22 protein-coding genes are annotated in these 25,405 nt (G+C 72.3%); 8 read left to right on the forward strand and 14 right to left on the reverse strand.

The genetic code is table 11. From position 1 onward, the window contains the following. Positions 1-105: 105 nt before the first annotated feature. On the reverse strand, positions 106-1,431 hold the full coding sequence (locus tag ACIG3E_RS12865; RefSeq protein ID WP_399614872.1) for a UDP-glucose dehydrogenase family protein: 1,326 nt from the start codon (positions 1,429-1,431) through the stop codon (positions 106-108). A 220-nt stretch (positions 1,432-1,651) separates the two neighbouring features. Between ACIG3E_RS12865 and ACIG3E_RS12870 the strand changes: the two genes are divergently transcribed. Further along, positions 1,652-2,809, forward strand: coding sequence for an acyl-CoA dehydrogenase family protein (locus ACIG3E_RS12870; RefSeq protein ID WP_242718841.1), 1,158 nt, complete (start codon positions 1,652-1,654; stop codon positions 2,807-2,809). A 19-nt stretch (positions 2,810-2,828) separates the two neighbouring features. On the opposite strand, the gene ACIG3E_RS12875 is transcribed toward ACIG3E_RS12870, so the two are convergent. The 4 genes from ACIG3E_RS12875 to ACIG3E_RS12890 all read right to left on the reverse strand — a co-directional run bounded on the left by ACIG3E_RS12875 (position 2,829) and on the right by ACIG3E_RS12890 (position 6,824). Further along, positions 2,829-3,740 carry an alpha/beta fold hydrolase gene (locus ACIG3E_RS12875; RefSeq protein ID WP_399614874.1) on the reverse strand — a complete coding sequence of 304 codons (912 nt, stop codon included), beginning with the start codon at positions 3,738-3,740 and terminating at the stop codon, positions 2,829-2,831. A 143-nt stretch (positions 3,741-3,883) separates the two neighbouring features. Next, the gene (locus ACIG3E_RS12880; protein WP_399614876.1) at positions 3,884-5,080 is read right to left on the reverse strand and encodes a dipeptidase; all 1,197 of its coding nucleotides are present in this window, start codon (positions 5,078-5,080) and stop codon (positions 3,884-3,886) included. A gap of 68 nt (positions 5,081-5,148) precedes the next feature. Continuing rightward, a complete protein-coding gene (gene purE, locus ACIG3E_RS12885) occupies positions 5,149-5,676 on the reverse strand; it encodes a 5-(carboxyamino)imidazole ribonucleotide mutase (protein WP_399614879.1) in 528 nt (175 codons plus the stop codon). Further along, positions 5,673-6,824 (reverse strand): 5-(carboxyamino)imidazole ribonucleotide synthase, encoded by a 1,152-nt coding sequence (locus tag ACIG3E_RS12890; RefSeq protein WP_399614882.1) that lies wholly within the window; start codon positions 6,822-6,824, stop codon positions 5,673-5,675. The genes purE and ACIG3E_RS12890 overlap by 4 nt, the downstream gene beginning before the upstream one ends. A 257-nt stretch (positions 6,825-7,081) precedes the next feature. Here ACIG3E_RS12890 and ACIG3E_RS12895 point away from each other — a divergent pair, with 257 nt between their 5' ends. Next, a complete protein-coding gene (locus tag ACIG3E_RS12895) occupies positions 7,082-7,612 on the forward strand; it encodes a GtrA family protein (protein WP_399614885.1) in 531 nt (176 codons plus the stop codon). Positions 7,613-7,646: 34 nt separating this feature from the next. On the opposite strand, the gene ACIG3E_RS12900 is transcribed toward ACIG3E_RS12895, so the two are convergent. Both ACIG3E_RS12900 and ACIG3E_RS12905 read right to left on the reverse strand, forming a co-directional pair. Next, positions 7,647-8,918, reverse strand: coding sequence for an ATP-binding protein (locus ACIG3E_RS12900; protein WP_366791494.1), 1,272 nt, complete (start codon positions 8,916-8,918; stop codon positions 7,647-7,649). 188 nt (positions 8,919-9,106) lie between these two features. Then, on the reverse strand, positions 9,107-9,784 hold the full coding sequence (locus ACIG3E_RS12905) for a response regulator transcription factor (RefSeq protein WP_016644465.1): 678 nt from the start codon (positions 9,782-9,784) through the stop codon (positions 9,107-9,109). Between the two features lie 530 nt (positions 9,785-10,314). On the opposite strand from ACIG3E_RS12905, the gene ACIG3E_RS12910 reads away from it, so the two are divergent. After that, entirely contained in the window at positions 10,315-11,805 is a 1,491-nt protein-coding gene (locus tag ACIG3E_RS12910) for a peptide MFS transporter (protein WP_399614890.1), read from the forward strand. 209 nt (positions 11,806-12,014) lie between these two features. Further along, a complete protein-coding gene (locus ACIG3E_RS12915) occupies positions 12,015-12,857 on the forward strand; it encodes an alpha/beta hydrolase family protein (protein WP_399614892.1) in 843 nt (280 codons plus the stop codon). On the opposite strand, the gene ACIG3E_RS12920 is transcribed toward ACIG3E_RS12915, so the two are convergent. The 5 genes from ACIG3E_RS12920 to ACIG3E_RS12940 all read right to left on the reverse strand — a co-directional run bounded on the left by ACIG3E_RS12920 (position 12,854) and on the right by ACIG3E_RS12940 (position 16,616). Continuing rightward, positions 12,854-13,807 carry a hypothetical protein gene (locus ACIG3E_RS12920; protein ID WP_399614895.1) on the reverse strand — a complete coding sequence of 318 codons (954 nt, stop codon included), beginning with the start codon at positions 13,805-13,807 and terminating at the stop codon, positions 12,854-12,856. The two genes, ACIG3E_RS12915 and ACIG3E_RS12920, sit on opposite strands and share 4 nt — an antisense overlap. Next, on the reverse strand, positions 13,804-14,412 hold the full coding sequence (locus ACIG3E_RS12925) for a hypothetical protein (RefSeq protein WP_399614898.1): 609 nt from the start codon (positions 14,410-14,412) through the stop codon (positions 13,804-13,806). The genes ACIG3E_RS12920 and ACIG3E_RS12925 overlap by 4 nt, the downstream gene beginning before the upstream one ends. A gap of 17 nt (positions 14,413-14,429) precedes the next feature. Beyond that, positions 14,430-15,203 carry an LPXTG cell wall anchor domain-containing protein gene (locus tag ACIG3E_RS12930; RefSeq protein WP_399614901.1) on the reverse strand — a complete coding sequence of 258 codons (774 nt, stop codon included), beginning with the start codon at positions 15,201-15,203 and terminating at the stop codon, positions 14,430-14,432. 187 nt (positions 15,204-15,390) lie between these two features. Continuing rightward, entirely contained in the window at positions 15,391-15,906 is a 516-nt protein-coding gene (locus ACIG3E_RS12935) for an ATP-binding protein (RefSeq protein WP_399614904.1), read from the reverse strand. Between the two features lie 341 nt (positions 15,907-16,247). Next, positions 16,248-16,616, reverse strand: a complete 369-nt coding sequence (locus ACIG3E_RS12940; protein WP_138960103.1) for an STAS domain-containing protein — start codon at positions 16,614-16,616, stop codon at positions 16,248-16,250. Between the two features lie 271 nt (positions 16,617-16,887). Between ACIG3E_RS12940 and ACIG3E_RS12945 the strand changes: the two genes are divergently transcribed. After that, on the forward strand, positions 16,888-17,841 hold the full coding sequence (locus tag ACIG3E_RS12945) for an RNA polymerase sigma factor SigF (protein WP_399614907.1): 954 nt from the start codon (positions 16,888-16,890) through the stop codon (positions 17,839-17,841). A 134-nt stretch (positions 17,842-17,975) separates the two neighbouring features. On the opposite strand, the gene ACIG3E_RS12950 is transcribed toward ACIG3E_RS12945, so the two are convergent. Together ACIG3E_RS12950 and ACIG3E_RS12955 are read right to left on the reverse strand one after the other, a co-directional pair. Further along, on the reverse strand, positions 17,976-19,337 hold the full coding sequence (locus tag ACIG3E_RS12950) for an APC family permease (RefSeq protein WP_399614910.1): 1,362 nt from the start codon (positions 19,335-19,337) through the stop codon (positions 17,976-17,978). A gap of 127 nt (positions 19,338-19,464) precedes the next feature. Continuing rightward, entirely contained in the window at positions 19,465-20,853 is a 1,389-nt protein-coding gene (locus tag ACIG3E_RS12955; protein ID WP_399614913.1) for a diaminopimelate decarboxylase, read from the reverse strand. A gap of 116 nt (positions 20,854-20,969) precedes the next feature. On the opposite strand from ACIG3E_RS12955, the gene hutU reads away from it, so the two are divergent. From hutU to ACIG3E_RS12970, 3 genes are all read left to right on the forward strand, one after another. Continuing rightward, on the forward strand, positions 20,970-22,628 hold the full coding sequence (gene hutU / locus ACIG3E_RS12960; RefSeq protein ID WP_399614916.1) for a urocanate hydratase: 1,659 nt from the start codon (positions 20,970-20,972) through the stop codon (positions 22,626-22,628). A gap of 62 nt (positions 22,629-22,690) precedes the next feature. Continuing rightward, entirely contained in the window at positions 22,691-23,893 is a 1,203-nt protein-coding gene (locus ACIG3E_RS12965; protein WP_399614918.1) for an allantoate amidohydrolase, read from the forward strand. Further along, positions 23,890-25,239 carry a formimidoylglutamate deiminase gene (locus ACIG3E_RS12970; RefSeq protein ID WP_399615783.1) on the forward strand — a complete coding sequence of 450 codons (1,350 nt, stop codon included), beginning with the start codon at positions 23,890-23,892 and terminating at the stop codon, positions 25,237-25,239. The genes ACIG3E_RS12965 and ACIG3E_RS12970 overlap by 4 nt, the downstream gene beginning before the upstream one ends. Positions 25,240-25,405: the final 166 nt, after the last annotated feature.

Below are 25,405 nucleotides of genomic sequence, written 5' to 3' on the forward strand. Positions count from 1 at the left end.
GAGAATGGGGCCTCCCCTGCTCGAGCGAAGCCGAGAGCTTGGGGAAGTGCCAGGCGTCGCGACGCCGCGCCGACCCATCGGACAGGCCCTAGCCCCGGACGTGCGTCAGGCCGCGGGCCTGCCCATGGCTCGGTACGTCCAGCCCCCGGCGCGCCAGCGGTCCGGGTCCAGGGCGTTGCGCCCGTCGAGCAGGACGCGGTGTCCGGCGACGGCCCCGAGCGCCTCGGGGTCGAGGTCGCGGAACTCCCGCCACTCCGTGAGGTGCAGGACGACGTCGGCGCCCCGGACCGCCTCCTCGGCGGAGGCGGCGTACCCGAGCGTGGGGAAGAGGCGGCGGGCGTTGTCCATGCCCTTGGGGTCGTAGACGGTGACCTGGCCGCCCTGGAGGTGGATCTGCCCGGCCACGTTCAGGGCGGGCGAGTCGCGCACGTCGTCCGAGTCGGGCTTGAACGTGGCGCCGAGGACGGCCACCCGCTTGCCGAGGAAGGAGCCGCCGCCGACGGCCTCGCGGGCCAGCTCCACCATGTGTCCGCGGCGGCGCATGTTGATGGAGTCGACCTCGCGCAGGAAGGTGAGGGCCTGGTCGGCGCCCAGCTCACCGGCGCGCGCCATGAACGCGCGGATGTCCTTGGGCAGGCAGCCGCCGCCGAAGCCGATCCCGGCGCGCAGGAACTTGGCGCCGATGCGGTCGTCGTACCCGAGGGCCTCGGCCAGCTTCACCACGTCGCCGCCCGCGGCCTCGCACACCTCGGCCATGGCGTTGATGAAGGAGATCTTCGTGGCGAGGAAGGAGTTCGCCGCCGTCTTCACGAGTTCGGCCGTGGGGAAGTCCGTCACGACGAAGGGCGTGCCCTCGGCGACCGGCTTGGCGTACACGTCGCGCAGCAGCTTCTCGGCCCGCTCGCTGTCCACGCCGACCACGATCCGGTCCGGGTGCAGCGTGTCGTCCACGGCGAAGCCCTCGCGCAGGAACTCCGGGTTCCACGCCAGCTCGGTGCCCTCGGGAAGGAGTCCGGACAGGCGCTGGGCCGAGCCGACCGGCACCGTCGACTTGCCGACGACCAGCGCGCCCGGCTTCAGATGCGGGGCGAGGGAGGCGAAGGCGGCGTCGACGTAGCTCATGTCGCAGGCGTACTCGCCGTGCTTCTGCGGGGTGTTCACGCAGACGAAGTGGACGTCGCCGAACTCCGCGGCCTCGGCGAAGTCCATCGTGAAGCGCAGTCGGCCGCTGGAGCCCTCGATCCCGGCGACGTGGCGGCGCAGCAGCTCCTCCAGGCCGGGCTCGTACATGGGGACTTCGCCCCGCGTGAGCATCTCGATCTTCTCGGGCACGACGTCGAGCCCGAGGACCTCGAAGCCGAGCTCCGCCATGGCCGCGGCGTGCGTGGCGCCGAGGTAGCCGGTGCCGATCACGGTGATCTTCAGGGCCATGAGGTGCTCCAGAGGTGTACTGGCCGGGGTGCGCTGCCCGAGCATAGTCGGGGCGCGGTCAGGCGTGCCCGGGGCTCTCACCGGGCACGTTTCCCCCTGTCGTCAAGCTCACGTACCGGTGACGCGGGCGGCACCCTAAAATTCGAGTACCCAACGTGTTACTTAACGGTAATTAGCAAGGGTGACTAGCGTCCACAGCGTCCTTGGAGCGTGAGAGACCTTGGCCGGATCGGCTGACTTCGACCTGTACCGCCCGTCCGAGGAGCACGACATGCTCCGCGACACGATCCGCTCGCTCGCCGAGTCGAAGATCGCGCCGTTCGCCGCCGCCGTGGACGAGGAGGCCCGCTTCCCGCAGGAGGCCCTGGACGCCCTGGTGGCCTCCGACCTGCACGCGGTGCACGTGCCGGAGAGCTACGGCGGCGGTGGCGCCGACGCGCTCGCCACGGTCATCGTGATCGAGGAGGTGGCCCGCGTCTGCGCGTCGTCCTCCCTCATCCCGGCCGTGAACAAGCTGGGTTCGCTGCCCGTGATCCTCTCCGGCTCCGAGGAGCTGAAGAAGAAGTACATGACGCCGCTGGCCAAGGGCGAGGGCATGTTCTCGTACTGCCTCTCGGAGCCGGACGCGGGTTCGGACGCGGCGGGCATGAAGACGAAGGCCGTGCGCGACGGCGACTCCTACGTCCTGAACGGCGTGAAGCGCTGGATCACCAACGCGGGCGTCTCCGAGTACTACACGGTCATGGCCGTCACCGACCCGGAGAAGCGCTCCAAGGGCATCAGCGCCTTCGTCGTGGAGAAGGGCGACGAGGGCGTGTCCTTCGGCGCCCCGGAGAAGAAGCTCGGCATCAAGGGCTCGCCGACCCGCGAGGTCTACCTCGACAACGTGCGCATCCCCGCCGACCGCATGATCGGCGAGGAGGGCACGGGCTTCGCCACGGCGATGAAGACCCTCGACCACACCCGCATCACCATCGCCGCCCAGGCCCTCGGCATCGCCCAGGGCGCCCTCGACTACGCCAAGGGCTACGTCCAGGAGCGCAAGCAGTTCGGCAAGCCGATCGCCGACTTCCAGGGCATCCAGTTCATGCTCGCCGACATGGCGATGAAGATCTCCGCTGCCCGCGCCCTGACCTACCAGGCCGCGGCCGCCTCCGAGCGCGGCGACGCCGACCTCACCTACCTCGGCGCCGCCGCCAAGTGCTTCGCCTCCGACATCGCCATGGAGGTCACCACGGACGCCGTCCAGCTCCTCGGCGGCTACGGCTACACCCGTGACTACCCGGTCGAGCGCATGATGCGCGACGCCAAGATCACGCAGATCTACGAGGGCACGAACCAGGTCCAGCGGATCGTGATGGCCCGCAACCTGCCGTAGCCCCGGTCGGATCGGCGCGTCAGGCGAAGAACTCCACCAGCTCCGCCGTCACCTGCTCCGGCCGCTCCTCGGGGAGGTAGTGGCCGCTGCCCTCGATCCGCCGCAGGCGGAATTCCTCGGCGTGGCCGGGCAGGATGGCGCGCAGATACGCGTGGCTGCGGTCGCCCGCGAGCGCGAGGACGGGGACGCCCACCCGGTCGTACGTCTCGAAGTCCTCGACGTCCTGGAGGAACGTCTGGTACCAGGCGTTGCCCGCGCGGATCGCGTCAGGCGTGGCGTAGGCCGCCGCGTACACCGCGCGCGAGCGCTCGTCGATCGTGGACTGGTCCTGGAGCAGATAGCCGAAGAGCCAGTCGATGAGGATGTCGGCCCGGCCCGCGAGCAGCCGCTCCGGCAGGCCCTTGACCTGGTTGAACGCGAACCACCAGAGGTAGACGCCACCGGGGGCGGCCTCCCAGTCGGCCCCGTCGGCGACCGGGAGCAGGGTGAGCTCGCGCAGGCTCGGGTCGGGGTGGGCCACGTCCAGGAGGGCCAGCTTCCGGGTGGCTTCGGGGTGGTTGACGGCGAAGGCGTGGGCGACCATCGCGCCGATGTCGTGCCCGGCGAGGTGCACGCGGTCGTGGCCGAGGTGGCGGACCAGCGCGTGGATGTCCTCGGCCATCGTCTTCTTGTCGTAGCCGGACTGCGGCTTCGCGGAGCCGCCCATGCCGCGCAGGTCCACGGCGATGACGCGGTAGCTGCGCGCGAGGGCGGGCATGACCCTGTGGAACTGCCACCAGGTCTGCGGCCAGCCGCCGAGCAGGACGAGCGGGTCGCCGCTGCCGCCCGCCACGTAGTGCAGCCGGACGCCGTTCACCTCGGCGTACGCGCTGGTGAAGTCGCCCTCCAGGGAGTGGGCCAGCTCCTCGTCGGTGGGCACGGTGTCGGACATGGGGGTCTCCTTCGAGAGTTTTGGACTGGTCAGTTCATAACCTCTGCGAGGACGGTAACCCATTTAGATCGGTCGTTCAAGAATGAGGGGCGACGAAGGGGCGCGGCCCGAGAGCCGCGCCCCTGGCGCCTGTTGATGACCCGTCAGCCGTCGAGCTGCTCCAGGGTCGCGATCGACGGGGCCCTGCGGGCCTTCGCGTCGCGGGCCACGTCCTCCGCGGCGCCCAGCACCCGGGCCGCGTTCCGCCAGGTCAGCTTGGCGAGGTCGGGCTCGGACCAGCCGCGGTCGAGGAGCTCGGCGACGAGGTTCGGATAGCCGGAGACGTCGTCGAGGCCGGACGGGGTGAACGCCGTGCCGTCGTAGTCCCCGCCGATGCCGACGTGGTCGATGCCCGCGACCTCTCGCATGTGGTCGAGGTGGTCGGCCACCGTCGCCGCGGTGGCCACGGGGCGCGGGCGCGACTCCTCGAAGGCCGCGTGCACCTTCATGGCCTCCGGGGTGGTGTCCAGGTGGTGGAAGCCGTGCGCCCGCATGTTCTCGTCGGCCGCGAGGGTCCAGTCGACGGCCGCCTGGAGGACGAACTTCGGCACGAAGGTGGCCATCGCGACGCCGCCGTTCGCGGGCAGCCGCTCCAGGACGTCGTCCGGGATGTTGCGCGGGTGGTCGCACACCGCGCGGGACGAGGAGTGCGAGAAGATCACCGGCGCCTCGGAGGTGTCCAGGGCCGCCCGCATCGTCGTCGCCGCCACGTGCGAGAGGTCCACCAGCATGCCGAGCCGGTTCATCTCGCGGACGACCTCGCGGCCGAACGCGGACAGGCCGCCGACACCGGGGACGTCCGTCGCCGAGTCCGCCCAGGCGATGTTGTCGTTGTGCGTCAGCGTCATGTAGCGCACGCCGAGGGCGTACAACGCCCGCAGCGTGGCGAGGGAGTTGTTGATCGAGTGGCCGCCCTCGGCGCCCATCAGGGACGCGATGCGGCCCTCCGCGCGGGCCGCCTCCATGTCGGCGGCGGTCAGCGCGGGGCGCAGCTCGGCCGGGTGGCGGGCGAGCAGCCGCTGGACGCAGTCGATCTGCTCCAGCGTCGCGCTGACCGCGTCGTCGCCCGCCATGTCGCTGCGCACGTACACCGACCAGTACTGCGCGCCGACGCCGCCCGCGCGAAGCCGCGCCAGGTCGGTGTGGAGCCGGCCCGTCTGGTCAGCGGCGACGTCCAGGCGGTCGAGGTCGTAACCGGCCTTCTCGCGCAGCGCCCACGGCAGGTCGTTGTGACCGTCCACGACGGGGAACTCGGCGAGCAGGGAGCGGGCTCGGGCCAGGGAATCGGTCAGCTTCGTCATGCGGCCACTGTTCCCTTGATCGCGCGCGCTGTCACGTGCGCTGCCCCGTCCCGCGCCCTGCCCCGGAGTCACGTCCCGAAGCCGAAGCCGGTCCCCGCGCCCTCGACCTTGGCGCGCAGGCGCTTGCCCTTCTCACTCGCCTGCTCGTTCAGCTCCTGCTGGAACTCGCGCATCCGGCCGAGCAGTTCGGCGTCGTGCGCGGCGAGGATCCGCGCGGCGAGCAGGCCCGCGTTGCGCGCGCCGCCCACCGAGACCGTCGCGACCGGCACGCCCGCGGGCATCTGCACGATGGAGAGCAGGGAGTCCATGCCGTCGAGGTACTTCAGCGGCACGGGAACGCCGATCACCGGCAGCGGGGTCACCGACGCCAGCATGCCCGGCAGGTGCGCGGCGCCGCCCGCGCCCGCGATGATCGCCTTCAGGCCGCGCTCCGCGGCCTCCTCGCCGTACGCGACCATCTCGCGCGGCATGCGGTGCGCGGACACCACGTCCACCTCGTACGGGATCTCGAACTCGTCGAGGGCCTTGGCGGCGGCCTCCATGACGGGCCAGTCGGAGTCCGAGCCCATGACGATGCCGATAACAGGTGCGGTCATTCGGTGATCGTTCCTCTGAGGTATCCGGCCGCGTGACGGGCGCGCTCAAGCACGTCGTCAAGGTCGTCGCCGTAGGTGTTGACGTGTCCGACCTTGCGGCCGGGCTTCACGTCCTTGCCGTACATGTGGATCTTCAGCCGCGGGTCCCGCGCCATGCAGTGCAGGTACGCGGTGTACATGTCGGGGTAGTCGCCGCCCAGGACGTTCGCCATGACCGTCCACGTGGCGCGCGGGCGCGGGTCGCCGAGGGGCAGGTCGAGGACCGCGCGGACGTGGTTGGCGAACTGGGAGGTCACGGCGCCGTCCTGGCTCCAGTGGCCGGAATTGTGCGGTCGCATCGCGAGCTCGTTGACCAGGACGCGGCCGTCGCGGGTCTCGAACAGCTCCACGGCGAGGTGTCCGACCACGCCGAGCTCCTGGGCCACGCGAAGCGCCAGCTCCTGGGCCTGCCCGGCCAGTTCGTCGCTGAGGTCGGGGGCGGGCGCGATCACGGTGTCGCAGACGCCGTCGACCTGCCGGGACTCCACGACCGGGTACGCCACGGCCTGGCCGTGCGGCGAGCGCACGACGTTCGCCGCCAGCTCCCGGGCGAAGTCCACCATCTCCTCGGCGAGGACCGGCACACCCGCGCGGAACGGCTCGGCGGCGTCGGCCGCGGAGCGCACGAGCCAGACGCCCTTGCCGTCGTACCCGCCGCGCACGGTCTTCAGGATGACCGGGAAGCCGTCACCCTCCGTGACCCCTTCCGCCGCGAAGGCCACGACGTCCGCCGGGTCCTCCACGATGCGGTGGCGTGGGCACGGCACCCCGAGCTCATCCAGCTTCGCGCGCATCACCCCCTTGTCCTGGGCGTGCACCAAGGCGTCGGGCCCCGGGCGCACGGGGATGCCGTCCGCCTCCAGGGCCCGTAGATGCTCGGTGGGTACGTGTTCGTGATCGAAGGTGATCACGTCGCAGCCCCGCGCGAAGTCACGCAGCGTGTCCAGGTCGCGATAGTCGCCGATGACGACGTCGCTGACGACCTGCGCCGCGGAATCCTGCGGAGTGTCACTGAGGAGCTTGAACCTGATGCCTAGCGGGATGCCCGCCTCGTGGGTCATACGAGCGAGCTGCCCCCCGCCGACCATGCCGACTACCGGGAACGTCACACCCACAGGGTATCGGCCATCCGGGAACGGCCCGATCCCGTGCACTGGCGTCACAGCCGTGCCACGGATTGGACGGCGTCCCCGCGCGCCACCGGCAGGTGCTGGTTAGCATGGCTGGGTTGACGCGACCGGGGAAACCGCAAACGAGGCGGGCGCGGCACCACAGGAGCGGCACCACCGGCATGACCCGCCGGTACGGCCGACCGACACGGCAACACGACCGATGGACACCAATCACGGGGCTGGGGCGACCAACCATGACGGACCGCGGCGCACTGCGGGTGCGAATGGACCGGCTCACGCGGGAAGTGGCCAAGTTCGGGGCCGTGGGCGCGGTGGGGACACTGGTGAACTTCGCCGTCTTCAACCTCGTACGCCACCTCACCGACCTCCAGGTGGTGCGCGCCAGCGTCATCGCGACGGTGGTCGCGATCTGCTGCAACTACGTGGGGTTCCGCTACTTCACCTACCGCGACCGGGACAAGAGCGGCCGCACCAAGGAGCTGACGCTCTTCCTGCTGTTCAGCGTCGTCGGCCTGGTGATCGAGAACGGCGTCCTGTACGTCGCGACGTACGGTTTCGGGTGGGACAGCAAGCTCCAGGCGAACGTCTTCAAGTTCCTCGGCATGGGCATCGCCACGCTGTTCCGCTTCTGGTCGTACCGCACCTGGGTGTTCCGGGCGCTGCCCGCGCGTGCCGCGGTCGCCGATGCCGAATCGTTCCTGGAGGACGCTCCGGCGGCCGACGGCGGCCGACCGGCCGCGTCGGGCGGGCGCCGCCAGGCCTGACCTGCGCCGGTCCCGCCCCGGGGAGCGGGGGCGCTCAGCGCACGGTCTCGTCCTCGTGGCGCTCCTCGCGGAGCGTCGGCGTCCGCGAGAGGAAAAGACCGAACACCGGCGGCTTCCCCTGGAGCATCTCCAGGCGGCCCCCGTCCGCTTCGGCCAGATCCCGGGCCACGGCGAGGCCGATCCCCGTCGAGTTGCGGCCGCTGATGGTGCGCTCGAAGATCCGCGCGCCGAGGTCGGCGGGTACGCCCGGGCCGCTGTCCGTGACCTCGACGACCGCCTGGTTGCCGGTGACGCGGGTGCGCAGGGCCACGGTGCCGCCGCCGTGCATCAGCGAGTTCTCGATCAGCGCCGCCAGGACCTGGGCGACCGCGCCCGGCGTGCCGACCGCCTGGAGGTGGCGCTTGCCGGAGCTGACGATGGCGCGGCCCGCGCTGCGGTAGGCGGGGCGCCACTCCTCCAGCTGCTGCTTGATCACCTCGTCCAGGTCGAAGGAGACCGCGGAGCCCGTGCGGGGGTCGCGGGAGTTGGTGAGCAGCCGCTCCACGACGTCGGTGAGCCGCTCCACCTGGGTCAGGGCGATCGTCGCCTCCTCCTTCACCGTGTCCAGGTCGTCGGTCACGGCGACCTCCTCCAGGCGCATGGACAGGGCGGTCAGCGGGGTGCGCAGCTGGTGCGAGGCGTCGGCGGCGAGGCGGCGCTCGGCGGTGAGCATGCGGGCGATCCGCTCCGCGCTGGCGTCCAGGACGTCCGCGACCCGGTCGAGCTCCGGTACGCCGTAGCGGCGGTGGCGGGGGCGCGGGTCGCCCGAGCCCAGGCGCTCGGCGGTCTCGGCGAGGTCCGTGAGCGGGGAGGCGAGGCGGTTCGCCTGGCGTACGGCGAGCAGGACCGCGGCGATGATGGCGAGCAGGGCCACGCCGCCGATGATCAGCAGGGTGCGGCCGACCTCCTGGGTGACGGCGGTGCGGGGCTCCTCGACGGTGACCTTCTCGCCCTCCTCGCCGTCCTCCGTGGCCCGGATGACGTCGCCCGTCGGGCGGGTGCCGACCTCGATGGGGGCGCGGCCCGGGATGTCGATGCGGGCGTACCGCTCGGTGTCCACCTGCTCCCGCAGGATCGCCCCGCTGACGCGCTCGTCGCTGATCAGGCGGCTGTCCACGATGCTCGCGAGGCGGACGGCCTCGGAGTTCACGCGCTCCTGGGCGCTGTTGCTGATCGTGCGGGTCTCGACGATCACCAGTGAGACGCCGAAGACGGCGATCACTACGAGTACGACGGCGAGGGTCGAGTTGATGAGGCGACGACGCACGGGGCCCTCCGGCCGGGCAGGGGGACGGACCTGACCAGTGTGCCCCTCCCCTGCGGGGGGCTTGGTCGCCCTCGGCCCTTGCCCTGGCCTGGGCGGGGCCCTGGGTTCCGGTTGCTCGGCGCCTGGGTGCTGTGCCCACCCGTCCCGCCTTGCGGGACGATTGCCCACAGCGGGGGGGGGACGGGTCGCTACGACTTCTCGAAGCGGAAGCCGACTCCTCGGACCGTGGCGATGTAGCGGGGGTTCGCCGCGTCGTCGCCGAGCTTCTTGCGGAGCCAGGAGATGTGCATGTCGAGGGTCTTGGTGGAGGACCACCACGTCGTGTCCCAGACCTCGCGCATCAGCTGGTCCCGGGTGACGACCCGCCCCGCGTCCCGGACGAGTACCCGCAGGAGGTCGAACTCCTTCGCCGTGAGCTGGAGTTCCTCCTCGCCCATCCAGGCCCGGTGCGACTCGACGTCGATCCGCACCCCGTGCGTGGCGGGCGGCTGCGCCGGCTCCGTGGCGCCGCGCCGGAGCAGGGCCCGGACCCGGGCGAGCAGCTCGGCGAGCCGGAACGGTTTGGTCACGTAGTCGTCGGCGCCCGCGTCGAGCCCGACGACCGTGTCGACCTCGTCGGCGCGCGCGGTGAGGATGAGGATCGGCACCGTGTGCCCCTCGGCGCGCAGCCGCCTCGCGACCTCCAGGCCGTCCATGCCGGGCAGGCCCAGGTCGAGCACGACCAGGTCCACGCTGCCCTGCAGCCCGGCGTCGAGGGCGGTGGGACCGTCCTCGCGCACTTCGACCTCGTAGCCCTCGCGGCGCAGTGCGCGGGCCAGCGGCTCCGAGATGGACGCGTCGTCCTCGGCGAGCAGTACACGGGTCATGGAGTGATGGTAGTCCGCTGCGGACGGCCGCCGAAGGGTGATCGCCAGGAGCGGGCGCGGCCTGCGCCGGGGTCCCGTACGGGGTGGCCCCCCAGGACCGGAAGATCACAATCCAGGATGCGATCCTTGGATACATCTTGGGTACACCTTGGAATGTGCTCCATTGGTTCCTAGGTCACCTGTGATCCATGTCTCAACTCCTTCCAAATCACGCTCTGTCGTGGCGTATGGTGGCGAGACGCCTGTAGCACTACTCAAGGACCTTTGGCCCGCTATTGCGCGCCAAGGGTCCTTCTGTGTGTGGGCTGGTGATCACCAGCCTGAAAGCAATGACCTGTGGTCGGGCCCCGCTCGCGATGATGCGTCCGGGGTGTGGATCTCGGTGTCGCCGTCTCTCGTGCTCCGCCCAGCGGACCGGTTCCCCTCGCAGGCGTGGGGGGTGGACGGGCCGACGCCGGTGCCGACCGCCCCCACCGGGCGCGCCCATGGCGGCCTCGCCACGCGCGTCCCGACACCACGAGGATCGACCCATGGCGTCCAGCCTGACGAAGGACTCGGCCAGCACTCCTGGCTCCGAGAAGACCTTCTTCGGCCACCCCCGCGGCCTGGCCACTCTCTTCATGACCGAGATGTGGGAGCGCTTCAGCTTCTACGGCATGAAGGCCCTGCTCCCCTTGTACCTGGTCGCACCCGGCGGCATGGACATGAACGCCGCCACAGCCACGGCGATCTTCTCGATCTACATGGCGATGGTCTATCTGCTCGCCCTGCCGGGCGGCTGGTTCGCCGACCGCCTGTGGGGCCCGCGCAAGACGATCACGATAGCCGCTCTGGTGATCATGCTCGGTCACCTCACCCTCGCGCTGCCCGGCCAGGCGATGTTCTTCCTCGGCCTGGTCTTCGTGGCGATCGGCTCCGGCCTCCTGAAGGCCAACATCTCCACGATGGTCGGCCACCTCTACAACGGCCCGGACGACCCGCGCCGCGACGGCGGCTTCACCGTCTTCTACATCGGCATCAACCTGGGCGCCTTCTTCGCCCCGCTGGCCATCGGCACCGTCGGTGAGAAGGTCGGCTGGCACCTGGGCTTCGCCATCGCCGCCTTCGGCATGGGCCTCGGCCTGATCCAGTTCCTGCTCGGCGGCCGCCACCTGAGCCCGCAGAGCAGCGTCGTGCCGAAGCCGGTGCCGCGCGCCGAGCTCATGAGCCTGGTCCGCAAGGCCATGCTGTGGATCATCGCCGCCGTCGTCTTCTACGGCGTCGCCGTCGCCACGGACGTCTACACCCTGAACTGGGCCATCGTCCCGATCACGGTCTCCGGTCTGCTCATCCCGATCTGGGTGCTCACCAAGATCAAGCGCGACAAGTCGCTGAACGAGACCGAGCAGTCCAAGATGACGGCGTACATCTGGTTCTTCGTGGCCGCCGCGATCTTCTGGATGATCTACGACCAGGGCGCGTCCACCGTGGCCCTGTTCGGCAAGAACTCCACCGACACCTCGATCTTCGGCTTCGACTTCCCGGTCTCCTGGTTCCAGTCGGTCAACCCGGTCCTGATCATGGCGATGGCCCCGGTCGTCGCCTGGATCTGGCTGGCGCTCAACCGGCGCGGCCAGGAGCCGAACTCGGTCGTGAAGTTCGCCTCCGGTCTCTTCCTGGTCGGCGTCTCCTTCTTCGTCTTCCTGATCCCGCTGTCCATGGCGGGCGACGGCGACAAGGTCGGCGCGTACTGGATCGTCGCGATCTACTTCATCCACACCATCGGTGAGCTGTGCGTCTCCCCCGTCGGCCTGTCGGTCACCACGAAGATGGCCCCGGAGAAGTACGCCTCGCAGATGCTGGGCGTCTGGTTCCTCGCCGTCACCGCCGGTGACTGCACCACGGGTCTGCTCTCCACCGCGGGGGTCGACCTGAACAAGACCGGCGTGGTCGCCATGGAGGCCACGATGGCGATCATCGCGGCCGTCGCGGTCTTCATGTACCGCAAGAAGGTCAAGGCGCTGATGGGCGACGTGCACTAGTCGCTTCGCTGGAGCCGCAGTACTGAATCTGCGGGCCGTCCGTGGCTGGTCGCGCCGTTCCCCGCGCCCCTTCGGGGCGCTCCCGCACCACGGTGGAACCACTCGCTGAGCACCACCCCCGTACGAACTGAGGGCCGCCGCACCACCCGGTGCGGTGGCCCTCGGGGTTTCCGGGGGCGGCGCGGTGTCCGCCGGTGCAGCATCGGGCCATGACCGTACGCCGGACGCTCCTGACCCTCGCCCTGTGCGGCACGCTCCTGTCGTCCAGCGCGGCCGCCGAGGCCTCGCCCGCGCCCGGACGCGCGTACTCCTACGGGCCGCACCCGCGCCAGACCGTGACCGTGTACGGCCACGGCGGCACGGCCCTGGTGATCCTGCACGGCGGCTCGTGGGCGCGGGACAACGACTGGAGCGGCTGGTCCCGGTGGTTCGCCGCGCGCGGCTTCACCGTGTACGAGACCGACTACCGGCTCTCCTCGGACGCCGTCTGGCCCGCGCAGCGCACCGACGTCCTGGCCGCCCTGCGCTGGATCTCCCGCCGTGAGGGGCCGGGCGCGCCCCGGCCCCTGCTGCTCGGCTCGTCAGCGGGCGGGCACCTCGCCGTGAGCGTCGGGGCGTACCGCGACGGGCGCGCGTACACGCGGGGCGTGGTCGCCCTCTCCCCCGTCGCCTCGCCGTACCGGGCCTGGCGCGACGGCACCGTGCCGGGCGCCCCGGAGCGGCGGCGGGCGCTCGCGCGGGCGGCGAAACGTCTCGCCGGGTGCGACCCCGACCGCGCCGGGCGGGCCTGCCGGGAGCGCTGGGAGGACCTGACGGCCGCCTCCCACGCGTCGGGCGCGCGGGACGCTCCGCTGTACCTGGCGCACTCGGCGGGCGACTTCGTGCCGCCCGCGCACTCCGCGGACCTCGCCGCCGCGCAGCGGGGCGCGGGGCTGCGGGACGTGACCGTGCGTACGCTGTCCGGCTCGGCGCACGGTGGGGCGTTGCTGCGGGAGCGGGGGCTTGCCGCGAAGGCCCTGCGGTGGCTGCGGGGCCATGCCGGGGGCTCCTAGGGCCGGTGGCCGTCTGCGGGTGCGTCGTGGCTGGTCGCGCAGTTCCCCGCGCCCCTTCGGGGCGCTGCCCCCCTCAGCGCTTTCCTTGCGTCGGGGAGCCGGTCGACGGCGACCATGCCGACGCGGAAGACGGCCGCGGGTACGACGAGGGCGAGGAGCACCCAGAACAGCGTCACGCCCCAGGGCCGCCCCACGTCCCACGGCTGCTCGGCGAGGACGTCGCTGCCGTACCGGAGCGAGACCAGGTAGTCGCCGTGGGCGCCCGCGGGCAGCTCGACCGGAAGCCGGATCCTGGCCTTCGCGCCGGGCGCGATGGTGCCGCGCCACTGCTGCTCCTCCCACTGCGGGGCGAACACGCCGTGGGAGGTGCCGACCTGGAAGACCGGGTCCTTGACCGGCGCGGTGCCCAGGTTGCCCACCGTGACCACCAGCTGCCGCGCGGGCGGGGAGCCGAACCACGTGAGGAGGCCGCTCGACCCGTCGAGCCGGGTGTCCGCGAGCACCGCGAGCCGCCCGCCGCGCGGCTTCACCGGATGCCCCGCGACCGTGAACGCCGCGTCCACCGCCGCCTTCTGGCCGGTCACCGTGGCGACGTGCACGACGCACGGGCAGGGCTTCGGCGGCTCGGCGACGGGCAGCCGCCTGCGGAAGGTGCCGTCGCCGCCGGTGGTGACGGCACGGCCCTCGGCATTGGCGCAGGAGTTGGTGGAGCCGGGCACCCCCGCGGCGGGCGTGCCCTGCCCGCAGACGAGCACCATGAGCAGCGCGCGCGGCCGCCACCCCTTGCCGGTCACGGTGACCGAGCCGCCGGTGCCCGCCTGGGACTTGGAGAGCGTCACCGTCGGCTTCGGCTCGGCCGCGGCGCCCGGCACGGCCCCGAGCAGGGCGAAGGCCAGGGCGAGGGCCAGGGCCGGTGCGCAGCCGCGCGCCCACGTCCGCTGTACGTTCACGGCTCGCCTCCCGTCCGCGTGGCCATCGGCTCCCGCTCCGCCGCCGCTGTCGGCTCCGCCAGTGGGGCAGTGCCCCGTCTCCAGCGGCGTACGACGTGCCGTACGGCGCACCACGCGGCGACGACCGCCGCGACGGCACCGGCGCCCGCGCCCACGGCGGCGGGCCACGGCACGCCGGGCCACGGCTCGCTCAGCGCGACCCGGCCGCCGGGCGCGATCCGCGCGGGCACCCGGTGCGGCGCCCGGTCGAGCAGCTCCCCGAAGACGCCGTCGGCCCGTACCGCGACGCGCGGCGCGAGCACCGTGGTGCCCCGGTTCACCAGCTCGTACGTGATCCGCTCCGCGTCCGCGTCGAGGCGTACGCGCTCCACGGTCGGCGCGGCCGGGGCGGGCCCGGCCACCCGCAGGCGCAGGGGCACCCGGGCGTCCCGGCCGCCGCCGCGCGCGACGACCGCGCCGGAGCGGTCGCCCGGCGCGCCCTCCGCGTACGGGGAGGGCCGCGCGGAGCCCGCGGGCGCCAGCGACCAGCCGCCGCCGTCGGCCGCGCGGGCGAGGGGCGCGGCGGCGCACGCGAGCAGCGCCCCGGCCGCGGCGAGCGCCCGCATCGCCCGTGTCCCCGCCCTCAGCGCGGCGCCTGGTTCCGGCGCGTCAGCCAGAGCACCCCGGCCACGCCCGCGAGCAGCACCGTGCCGCCGAGCGTGCCGAGCGCGATCGCGGAGTCGGCGGGCCCGGTCTGCGGCAGGTCATCCCCGCCGGACGACGTACCCCGCGAACCGTCGGACGCGTCGCCGGAGCCGGAACCGGAACCGGAGCCCGTTCCTGTGCCCGAGCCGGAACCGGAACCGGCGCCGGATCCCGAGCCCGCGCCGGAGCCGGCGTCCGAGCCGCTCCCCTTGACGTTCAGGGTCAGCGACGGCTTCGGGTCGTTCGCGGGGGTGCACGTCGTCGTCGTACCGAGGGCCTTGATGGTGAGGACACCGGCGGTGAAGGTGACCTTGCCGGACTTCTTGGGCGTGTACGTGCCCGTCAGGGTGCTGATCTTGATGGGGGTGTTGGCCGGGATGGGCCCGGAGTTGGGCGGCCCGGACACCGAAACGGTGCCGCTCTCCGCGCCGCCGAGCTCGATGACCGCGCTCGGCTTCATGGCGCCCTTGCCGAGCTCGACGGGGCTGGAGGAGACGCCCTTCTGGAAGGACATCGTGAGCTTGTAGCCCTTGCCGCTCTTGACGCTCTTGATGTCGATCGGCGAGACGGCGCCCTTGTTCCCGATGGGCGTCTTGCACTGGTAGTCGACGTCCTGGACCTCGGCCCGTGCGGCGGGTGCGGTCAGCAGCAGCGCCGATCCGGCCAGGGCGGCGGTGAGTGCGAGCGCGGTGGGTTTCCTCTGGTACGGCACCTCGTGGTCCCCTCATGCCGGTGGCGAAATCCGTGCCGCGCGCACTGATTTGCTGACGGCACATCAGATCGGGCGCTCAAGGTACGCCGGGGACCTTGTCGAGGGAAGACAAAGGGCGCGCCGGATCCGTGAAGATCCGGCGCGCCCTGCGAACCGCGGGTAACCCTTGCGACTCCGGGCACGGGCGCTACCCCGGCGCCCCCAGCTCCGCCCACACCGTCTTGCCCGCCGCCCCAGGGGTCCGCACGACCCCCCAGTCCAGACAGAGCCGCTGCACGATGAACATGCCGTGCCCGCCGGGCCGTCCGGCCCGGTGCGGCGTGCGCGGCGCGGGCTGCCCGGCACCGCGGTCGGAGACCTCGATGCGCAGCGCCTTGCTGCCGGTGTCGCAGGACAGCCAGAGCTCGTCGGGGCCCTCGGCGTGCAGGCAGGCGTTGGTGACCAGCTCGGAGACCACGAGCAGGACGTCCTCCGCGGCGGCGCGCCGGTCGGCGGTGGCCGCGGGCAGCCAGCCCCAGGCGTGCAGCGCCTCGCGGGTGAAGTCCCGCGAGAGCGGGACCACGCCGCTCGCGCCGTCCAGGCTCAGCCTGCGGACCTGGCGGCCCCCGGACCCGGGGGTGGCCGCGTGCGCGGGAGCGTCCGCGACAGCGGCCTCCGGCTCCGGGCCACGGTCGCCCGGCGAGTAAGGCCGGGTGGCGCTCATCAGCACTTCACCTCACCGACAAGAGGACTCTGGACAAGGACGGACCACGGGAGCCCGGCGACGGGGCCTCGCCCGCCCGGCCGCTCCCCGGCCGCTTGCCATTTCTGACGTTTGATCCGACGTTGGTCTGCTGTTCGCTCCGGCGCCCGGCTGACGGCAGCCGACTCCGGATTCAGGGTGTCTCCTGCCCGGCCGAACCGGACGAACACCCATGGATTCGGTGGGAACCGTGTGACGCTGGTAACGCATTGGTCACACAGCGACAACTGACACATAACGCTTCACGTCATCCGCCCTATCGCCCCCACACGCCTCACACTCCCCACGAAGAGAGATCCCGCTCAGTCGGCCAGCGCCGCTTCGAGCGTCTCGTGGACGGTGAAGACAGCGTCCGCCCCCGTGATCTCGAACACCCTGGCCACCACCGGCAGCATCCCGGCGAGATGCACGCCGCCGCCCGCGGCCTCGGCCTTGAGGCGGGCCCCGAGGAGCACGTTGAGACCCGTGGAATCACAGAACTCCAACCGTGAGCAGTCGACCACGAGGCGCGAGAAGCCCTCGTCGACGCAGCCCTCGAGCGGCTCGCGCAGCACATCGGCGGTGTGGTGATCGAGCTCACCCGCCGGAGTCACGACGGCGCTGCGGCCCTCTTTCCGGACTTCGACCGAAAGTCGGCCCCTGTGTGCGCTGCCGACCGTCCCGCGGTCCATGCCGTCACTCTCTTCCGACCGTTGGGCTGTTACAGGCGCGCGCCGTGACGCGCGATGACGCCCCTGAACATTACGCCTTCCGTACGCCCCGGGGTACCCGAACATCCCCCTGAATTCGGACATTTCGCCACGCACCGCACTTGCGACCCCGCGCCGGAAGCGGGTAGGGGTAGAAGAGACATCACCCGACCCGGACGGCCATGGAGGCGCCGCACACCGCAGTGCACGTAGTGGCATCGGCAGCCATATGCCGAGAACGATGGAGGACACCATGTCACCCCGGCTCGACGAATCGCGTACTGACCAAGCGACGTCGACACCCCCGCCGAACCGCTCCCGAACCACGATCCCCGGCCCCGCCGAAGAGGCCCCGCCGGCGGCCGCGACCGACCCGTCGCGCCCCGACGAGCGGCCCGACTCACTCTCCGGGCTCCCCGAGATCCCCCCGTTCGACGAGGTGGGCCCCCTCGACGCGCGAGCCCTGTCCAAGACGCTCTTCGAGCGGCTCGAGTCCCTCGAAGAAGGCACCCACGCCCACGCGTACGTACGCAACACCCTCGTCGAGCTCAACCTCGCCCTGGTGAAGTTCGCCGCCTCCCGGTTCCGCTCCCGCAGCGAGCCGATGGAGGACATCATCCAGGTCGGCACCATCGGTCTGATCAAGGCGATCGACCGCTTCGAGCTCAGCCGCGGCGTCGAGTTCCCCACCTTCGCGATGCCGACCATCGTCGGCGAGATCAAGCGCTTCTTCCGCGACACCTCGTGGTCGGTGCGCGTGCCGCGACGGCTCCAGGAGCTCCGCCTCGACCTCGCCAAGGCGGGTGACGAACTCGCGCAGCAGCTCGACCGTTCGCCGACGGTGGCCGAGCTCGCCGAGCGCCTCGGCCTCACGCACGACGAGGTCGTCGAGGGCATGGCGGCGTCCAACGCCTACACCGCGAGCTCCCTCGACGCGCAGCCCGAGGACGACGACTCCGAAGGCGCGCTCGCCGACCGCATCGGCTACGAGGACCACGGGCTCGAAGGCATCGAGTACGTCGAGTCGTTGAAGCCGCTGATCGCCGAACTGCCGCCGCGGGACCGGAAGATCCTCTCGCTGCGGTTCGTGGCGAACATGACCCAGTCGGAGATCGGCGAGGAGCTGGGCATCTCCCAGATGCACGTGTCGCGGTTGCTGTCCCGTACGTTGGTGCGGCTACGCAGAGCGCTGACGGTCGAGGAGTAGCGGCCCTTCTTCGGCGCTCCGCGCCTTGTCCTCAAACGCCGGACGGGCTGGATCTGTCGCCGGTTGCGGCAGGGATTTCAGCCTCTCCGGCGTTTGAGGAGCGGGGGTCTGGGGGCGGAGCCCCCGGTTTCGGGCTACCCCCGGGCCCGCAGCACCAGTTTGTTCACCGCCCACAGGGCGATGCCGATCGCGAGGAGGACGCCCGCGCGGATGTAGACGTCGGCGGGGCGGTCGGCGAGCGGGCTCGCGAGGATCAGCGCGGTGAGCGCGCCGAGCACGGGCAGGGCCGTGGGCGTGCGGAAGTGGTCGTGGTCCACGGGGTCCCGGCGCAGCACCAGGACCGCGACGTTGACGACGGCGAACACGCACAGGAGCAGGAACGCCGTGGTGTCGCCGAGGCCCTCGATCTCACCGGTGGAGACCAGGCCGATGGCGAGCAGGGACACGAAGGCGATGCCCACGACGGGGGTGCGGCGACCGGCCAGGACGCGGCCCATGGAGCGGGGCAGGATGCGTTCGTTGGCCATGCCGTAGCAGAGGCGGGACGCCATCATGATGTTGATGAGGGCGGAGTTGGTGACCGCGAACAGGGCGATGAGCGCGAAGAGCTTGTGCGGGAAGTCGACGCCGCCCGCCTTCACGACCTCCAGGAGCGGTCCGCTGGAGCCCTCCAGGGTCCGGTAGTCCACCAGGAGCGAGGAGACCAGGGCGACCAGGACGTAGATGGTGCCGGTCACCGCCACGCCGATGAAGATCGCGCGCGGGAAGGTGCGGGTGGGGTCCTTGGTCTCCTCGGCCATGTTCACCGAGTCCTCGAAGCCGACGAAGGCGAAGAAGCCGAGCGCGGTGGCCCCGAGGACGCCGGTGAACAGGGCGTAGCCGGTGCCGCTCGACTCGAACTCGGTGAGCCGCGACGGCTCTCCGTCCCCCGTGAGCACGGCCCACGCGCCGATCGCGAGGATGATCAGCAGGCCGGTCAGCTCGACCAGGGTCAGCACGACGTTCGTCTTCACCGACTCCGACACGCCCCGCAGGTTCAGCGCGGCGAGGGCGAGGATGAACGCGATCGCCACCAGCGTCGGCGGCAGCGCGTCATCGGTCAGCTCGCTCAGATAGTCCCCGCTGAAGGCGCGGGCGGCCGCGCTCGCGGACGACAGGCCCGAGCACATCACCATGAACGCGATGATGAAGGTCAAGAAGGGGACCTTGAAGGCCTTCTGGGTGTAGAGCGCGGCGCCCGCCGCCCTGGGGTACTTGCCGACCAGTTCCACGTACGACGCGGCCGTCAGGATCGCCACGACGAAGCCGATGAGGAACGGCACCCACAGGGCGCCGCCCACCTTTCCCGCCACCTTGCCGGTGGTGGCGTAGATGCCGGTGCCGAGGATGTCGCCGATCACGAAGAGGATCAGCAGCTTGGGGCCGAGGACCCGGCGCAGGGCGGGCTCCTCCTCGGCCGGTTGTCTGGTGGTACCGCTCGTTCCTGAAGTCGTCACAGGAGCCTCCCCCGAACGTGCCCGGGAACTTCGGAAGGATCTCTTGCCCGGGACACGCCGGGACGATGCGGGAGTTGAGCAACATCAGAGCCGGTGGCGGCCCCTCACAGCCCCTTCTGGCGGCCTCTCACAGCCCCTTCAGCGCGTCCGGTGTGCCGCCGCCCGCCTCCTCGACCAGCTCCGCCACCGGCTGCGGCGCGCGCACGGTGGCGAAGCGGACCGTGCCGTCCGCGCCCGCGGCGAAGCCGTGGATCCCGGGCCGGGGCAGGCTGTTGTACGAGTAGTGCTGGGCGAAGTAGTAGGCGCCGGTGTCGAGGGCGGCCACGTGGTCGCCCGCTTCGAGCCGGGGCAGCGGGTGGTCGGCGGCGAGCAGGTCGCCCGCGAAGCAGGCCGGGCCCGCGACGTCCTGGCCGACGGCGGGCCCCTGCTTGGGGCGGCCCTTGGCGTCGTACGCGGCGAGCCGCAGCGGCCAGGACTCGGGCGCGTACACCGTGCGGGTCGCCACCTGGACGCCCGCGTGGGTCAGCGCGATGGGCCGCCCGCCCGCCTCCTTGACGTACTCGACGCGGGCCAGCAGCACCCCCTGCTTGGCGAGCAGCGAGCGGCCGAACTCGGTGACCAGGCCGTAGCGCCCGTCGAGCAGGCCCGGCACGCGCTCCTTGAGCAGGCGCGCGTACTGGCCGTGGGTCGGGCTCGCCTCGTCGGAGGCGAAGTTGACGGGCAGGCCGCCGCCGATGTCGATCGTGTCGATCTGGCGGCGCCCGGCACGGGCGTTGATCTCCTCGGCGAGTTCGTACACCGCGGCGACGCCCCGCACGAGCAGGTCGAGGGGGATGCCCTGGGAGCCGGTGTGCGCGTGCAGCCGGGTCAGCCAGGGCCGGTCGAGGCAGGCCTGGAGGAGCCAGTCGCGGCCGCCGTCGTCGCGCAGCGGCACGCCGAACTTGGAGGTCGCCGTCGCCGTGGAGAGCGCGCCGATGGAGCCCGCGCCGACCTGCGGGTTCACCCGGATCCCGAGCGGTGATCCGGTGGGCGCCGAGCGCACCAGGGCGTCGAGGCGGGCCAGTTCCTGCGGGTTGTCGGCGTTGACGGCGATGCCGAGGGCGAGGGCCTCGCGCAGCTCGGCGGGGGTCTTGGCGGGCGAGTCGAGGACGGTGTGCGCGGGCGGCACCCCGGCGGCGCGGGCGAGGGCCAGCTCACCGGGGCTCGCCACCTCGGCGCCGATCCCCTCCTCGTACAGCAGCCGCAGGACGGGCACCAGGGGCGTCGCCTTCACGGCGAAGGCGTGCAGGACGGGGGTGCCGGGCGGGGTGACCCCGGCGAAGGCGGCGCGCAGCGCGACGGCGGCCGCGCGGACGCCGGTGACGTCGACGAGACCCGCGAGCGGGTTCTCGGGGCTCACCACGCCCTGCTCGATCGCGGCGCGTACTGCTTGGTCTCGGCGGGCGGCGGCCTCCGCGCCCGGGGGACTCGTGGGATCGACGGTGGGGCCGGGAACCGTCGCGTCGTCGAGGCTCATGTGATCCACACAATCACCCGAGCGCCGCGCCCGCTGGCCCTACGGCGCTATTGACTAGAGCTATTCACCAGCCGAGGATGTGAATATCAAGGTCACAGTCCTCAGGAGGCACCGCCATGTCAGGACCCCGCCCCGTACGAGCGCCGCGCGGCACCGAACTGAGCGCCCTGGGATGGCAGCAGGAAGCCGCCCTGCGCATGCTCCAGAACAACCTCGACCCCGAGGTCGCCGAGCACCCCGACAAGCTCGTCGTCTACGGCGGCACCGGCAAGGCGGCCCGCGACTGGCGCTCCTTCGACGCGATGGTGCGCACGCTCAGGACCCTCAAGCAGGACGAGACCATGCTGGTCCAGTCCGGCCGTCCCGTCGGCGTGATGCAGACCCACGAGTGGGCGCCGCGCGTGCTCATCGCCAACTCCAACCTGGTCGGGGACTGGGCGAACTGGGAGGAGTTCCGCCGCCTTGAGGCCCTCGGCCTCACCATGTACGGCCAGATGACGGCCGGTTCCTGGATCTACATCGGCACCCAGGGCATCCTCCAGGGCACGTACGAGACCTTCGCGGCCGTCGCGGCGAAGAAGTTCGGCGGCACGCTCGCCGGGACCATCACCCTCACCGCCGGGCTCGGCGGCATGGGCGGCGCCCAGCCGCTCGCCGTCACCATGAACGACGGCGTCGCGATCTGCATCGACTGCGACCCGCGCGCCATCGAGCGCCGCATCGAGCACCGCTACCTCGACGTCCGCGCCGACTCCCTGGAGCACGCCCTCCAGCTCGCCACCGAGGCCCGCGACGCCCGCCGCCCGCTCTCCATCGGCCTGCTCGGCAACGCGGCGGAGCTGCTGCCTCGCATGCTCGCCGAGGGCGCGCCCGTCGACATCGTCACGGACCAGACGAGCGCCCACGACCCGCTCGCCTACCTCCCCGTCGGCGTCGACTTCGACGACATGGCCACGGCCGCCGAGAAGGACCCGGCGGGCTTCACCACCCGCGCCCGCGAGTCCATGGCCCAGCACGTCGAGGCCATGGTCGGCTTCATGGACGCGGGCGCCGAGGTCTTCGACTACGGCAACTCCATCCGCGGCGAGGCCCAACTGGCGGGCTACGACCGGGCGTTCGCCTTCCCCGGCTTCGTCCCCGCGTACATCCGGCCGCTGTTCTGCGAGGGCAAGGGCCCCTTCCGCTGGGCGGCGCTCTCCGGCGAGGCCTCCGACATCCACAAGACCGACAAGGCGATCCTCGACCTCTTCCCGGAGAACGAGTCGCTGCACCGCTGGATCAAGATGGCGGGCGAGCGCGTCCACTTCCAGGGCCTGCCCGCCCGCATCTGCTGGCTCGGCTACGGCGAGCGCGACAAGGCGGGCGAGCGCTTCAACGACATGGTGGCCTCCGGCGAGCTCCAGGCCCCGCTCGCCATCGGCCGCGACCACCTCGACTGCGGCTCGGTGGCGTCCCCGTACCGCGAGACCGAGGGCATGCGCGACGGCTCCGACGCCATCGCCGACTGGCCCCTCCTGAACGCCATGGTCAACGTGGCCTCCGGCGCCTCCTGGGTCTCCCTCCACCACGGCGGCGGCGTCGGCATGGGCCGCTCCATCCACGCGGGCCAGGTCACGGTCGCCGACGGCACGAAGCTCGGGGGCGAGAAGATCCGCAGGGTCCTCACCAACGACCCGGGCATGGGTGTGATCCGGCATGTGGACGCGGGGTACGAGGGCGCCGAGGCCGTGGCCTCCGAGCGCGGGGTCCGCGTGCCCATGCGGGAGGGGCAGTGACCGCCACCGATCGGCCTGCGGCCTCGTCCTCACACGCCGGACGGGCTGATTCCTTCCAGCGCATGTGGGCCGACCTGAGCCCCATCGGCCGCAACGCCGAAACCGGCGGATACCGGCGCTACGCCTGGACCGGGGCCGACGCCGACTGCCGGACCTGGTTCCAGGAGCAGGCCGAGAGCCGGGGGCTCGCCTACGAGACGGACCGGAACGGCAACCAGTGGGCGTGGCTCGGCGACCCCGCCGCGGGAGACGCCGTCGTCACCGGCTCGCACCTGGACTCCGTCCCCGACGGCGGCGCCTTCGACGGCCCCCTCGGCGTCGTCTCGGCCTTCGCCGCGCTCGACGAACTCCGCGCCAGGGGCGCGCGGTTCACCCGGCCCCTCGCCCTCACCAACTTCGGCGACGAGGAAGGGGCGCGCTTCGGCCTGGCCTGCGTCGGCTCCCGGCTCACGGCCGGGCAGCTCACCAAGGAGCAGGCGTACGAGCTGCGCGACGGCGACGGCGTACGCCTGCCGGAGGCGATGGAGGCCGCCGGGTACGACCCGGCGGCGATCGGCCCGGACCCCGAGCGGCTCGCCCGGATCGGCGCGTTCGTGGAGCTGCACGTGGAGCAGGGCCGGGCCCTCGACCTGTCCGGCGACGAGGTCGGCATCGCCAGCGCCATCTGGCCGCACGGCCGCTGGCGCTTCGACTTCCGCGGCGAGGCCAACCACGCGGGCACCACCCGCCTCGTCGACCGCCGCGACCCGATGCTGAGCTACGCGGAGACGGTCCTCGCGGCCCGCCGCGAGGCGGAGCTCGCGGGCGCGGTGGCGACGTTCGGCAAGATCTCCGTCGAGCCCAACGGCGTCAACGCCATCCCGTCCCTGGTGCGCGGCTGGCTCGACTCGCGCGCCGCCGACGAGGAGACGCTCGACACCGTGGTGACGGCGGTCGAGAAGGCGGCCCGCGAGTACGCGGACCGGCACGGCGTCGACCTCGCCGTCGTCCGCGAGTCGTTCACGCCGGTCATCGAGTTCGAGCACGCGCTCCGCGACGAGCTGGGCGCGCTCCTGCGCGGGCGCACCGGCCGCGAGGTGCCCGTGCTCGGCACCGGCGCCGGGCACGACGCGGGCATCCTGTCCGCGTCCGTCCCGACCGCCATGCTGTTCGTCCGCAACCCCACGGGCGTCTCGCACTCCCCCGCCGAGCACGCGGCCGAGGACGACTGCGTCGCCGGGGTGCGGGCGCTCGCCGACGTACTGGAGGGCCTGGCGTGCCGGTGACGCACACGTACTGGGCGGAACACGCCTGGCTGGAGCCGGTCGTGGAGCCCGGCGTGGCGCTCGACGTGGGCGCGGACGGGCGGATCGCCGCCGTCCGCACCGGCGTCGAGGCCCCGCCGCCGGGCGCCACGGTGCTGCGCGGCCTGACCGTGCCCGGCCTGGCCAACGCCCACTCCCACGCTTTCCACCGGGCGCTGCGCTCCACCGTGCAGGTCGGCAGCGGCACGTTCTGGACCTGGCGCGAGGTCATGTACTCCGTGGCCGACCGGCTCACGCCGGAGACGTACCACGCGCTCGCGCGGGCGGTGTACGCGGAGATGGCGCTCGCCGGGATCACGGCCGTCGGCGAGTTCCACTATCTGCACCACGCGCCCGGCGGCCAGCGGTACGCCGACCCGAATGCCATGGGCGAGGCCCTGATCGCGGCCGCCGCCGACGCGGGCATCCGCATCACGCTCCTCGACACCGCGTACGTGGCCTCCGGCCTGCGCGACGCCGCCGAGGGCGCGCCGCCCGACCGCCACCAGCTGCGGTTCTCCGACGGCACGACGGAGGCATGGGCGGAGCGGGCGTCGCTCCTGAAGGACCGCGAGCACGCGCGCGTGGGCGCGGCCATCCACTCCGTACGGGCCGTGCCCGCGCGGCAGTTGGGCACCGTGGCCGAGTGGGCCGCGCGGCGGGGCGCCCCGCTGCACGTGCACCTCTCCGAGCAGACCGCCGAGAACGAGGCGTGCCTGGCCGTGCACGGCTGCACGCCCACGCGGCTGCTCGCCGACCACGGGGTGCTCGGGGCGCGTACGACGGGCGTGCACAACACCCATCTGACCGACGACGACATCGCCCTGATCGGCGGCTCGGGCACCGGCACCTGCATGTGCCCCACCACCGAGCGGGACCTCGCCGACGGCATCGGGCCCGCGCCCGCCCTCCAGCGGGCGGGCAGCCCGCTCTCCCTCGGCAGCGACAGCCACGCCGTCATCGACCTCTTCGAGGAGGCGCGGGCGATGGAGCTCAACGAGCGGCTCCGCACGCACACGCGGGGGCACTGGACGGCGGCCGCGCTGCTGCGGGCGGCGTCCGCCGACGGGCACGCGGCGCTCGGCTGGGCCGACGCCGGGGCCCTGGAGGCGGGGCGGCTCGCCGACTTCGCCACGGTCGCGCTCGACTCCGTGCGGACCGCGGGGGCCGCGGGGCGGCTCGGGGCGGAGGTGGCGGTGTTCGCGGCGAGCGCGGCGGACGTGCGGCACACCGTGGTCGGGGGCCGCCACGTGGTCCGCGACGGCGCCCACACCCTCGTCCCCGACGTGCCGTCGGCCCTGGCCCGGGCGGTGGCAGCCTTGCACTAGCCCTCGCGGGTGCGCCCCAGGCCCGCCCCTTCCCGATCCGGGGGCTCCGCCCCCGTGCCCCCGCTTGTCGGCGCTCCGCGCCTCGTCCTCAAACGCCGGACGGGCTGAAAGATCTCCGGCTCGGGTCAGCGTAAGAATCAGCCCCTCCGGCGTTTGAGGAGCGGGG

Source organism: Streptomyces sp. NPDC053474 (genome assembly GCF_044544845.1).
Lineage (GTDB): Bacteria > Actinomycetota > Actinomycetes > Streptomycetales > Streptomycetaceae > Streptomyces.

What these genes read in the sequence shown, in the direction of transcription:
- ACIG3E_RS12945 (WP_399614907.1), top strand. Translation starts at nt 16,888, where the DNA reads ATGTCACCCCGGCTCGACGAATCGCGTACTGACCAAGCGACGTCGACA.
- ACIG3E_RS12935 (WP_399614904.1), bottom strand. Translation starts at nt 15,906, where the DNA reads ATGAGCGCCACCCGGCCTTACTCGCCGGGCGACCGTGGCCCGGAGCCG.
- ACIG3E_RS12940 (WP_138960103.1), bottom strand. Translation starts at nt 16,616, where the DNA reads ATGGACCGCGGGACGGTCGGCAGCGCACACAGGGGCCGACTTTCGGTC.
- ACIG3E_RS12910 (WP_399614890.1), top strand. Translation starts at nt 10,315, where the DNA reads ATGGCGTCCAGCCTGACGAAGGACTCGGCCAGCACTCCTGGCTCCGAG.
- ACIG3E_RS12955 (WP_399614913.1), bottom strand. Translation starts at nt 20,853, where the DNA reads ATGAGCCTCGACGACGCGACGGTTCCCGGCCCCACCGTCGATCCCACG.
- ACIG3E_RS12925 (WP_399614898.1), bottom strand. Translation starts at nt 14,412, where the DNA reads ATGCGGGCGCTCGCCGCGGCCGGGGCGCTGCTCGCGTGCGCCGCCGCG.
- ACIG3E_RS12905 (WP_016644465.1), bottom strand. Translation starts at nt 9,784, where the DNA reads ATGACCCGTGTACTGCTCGCCGAGGACGACGCGTCCATCTCGGAGCCG.
- purE (WP_399614879.1), bottom strand. Translation starts at nt 5,676, where the DNA reads ATGACCGCACCTGTTATCGGCATCGTCATGGGCTCGGACTCCGACTGG.
- ACIG3E_RS12875 (WP_399614874.1), bottom strand. Translation starts at nt 3,740, where the DNA reads ATGTCCGACACCGTGCCCACCGACGAGGAGCTGGCCCACTCCCTGGAG.
- ACIG3E_RS12965 (WP_399614918.1), top strand. Translation starts at nt 22,691, where the DNA reads ATGTGGGCCGACCTGAGCCCCATCGGCCGCAACGCCGAAACCGGCGGA.
- ACIG3E_RS12865 (WP_399614872.1), bottom strand. Translation starts at nt 1,431, where the DNA reads ATGGCCCTGAAGATCACCGTGATCGGCACCGGCTACCTCGGCGCCACG.
- ACIG3E_RS12895 (WP_399614885.1), top strand. Translation starts at nt 7,082, where the DNA reads ATGACGGACCGCGGCGCACTGCGGGTGCGAATGGACCGGCTCACGCGG.
- ACIG3E_RS12915 (WP_399614892.1), top strand. Translation starts at nt 12,015, where the DNA reads ATGACCGTACGCCGGACGCTCCTGACCCTCGCCCTGTGCGGCACGCTC.
- ACIG3E_RS12880 (WP_399614876.1), bottom strand. Translation starts at nt 5,080, where the DNA reads ATGACGAAGCTGACCGATTCCCTGGCCCGAGCCCGCTCCCTGCTCGCC.
- hutU (WP_399614916.1), top strand. Translation starts at nt 20,970, where the DNA reads ATGTCAGGACCCCGCCCCGTACGAGCGCCGCGCGGCACCGAACTGAGC.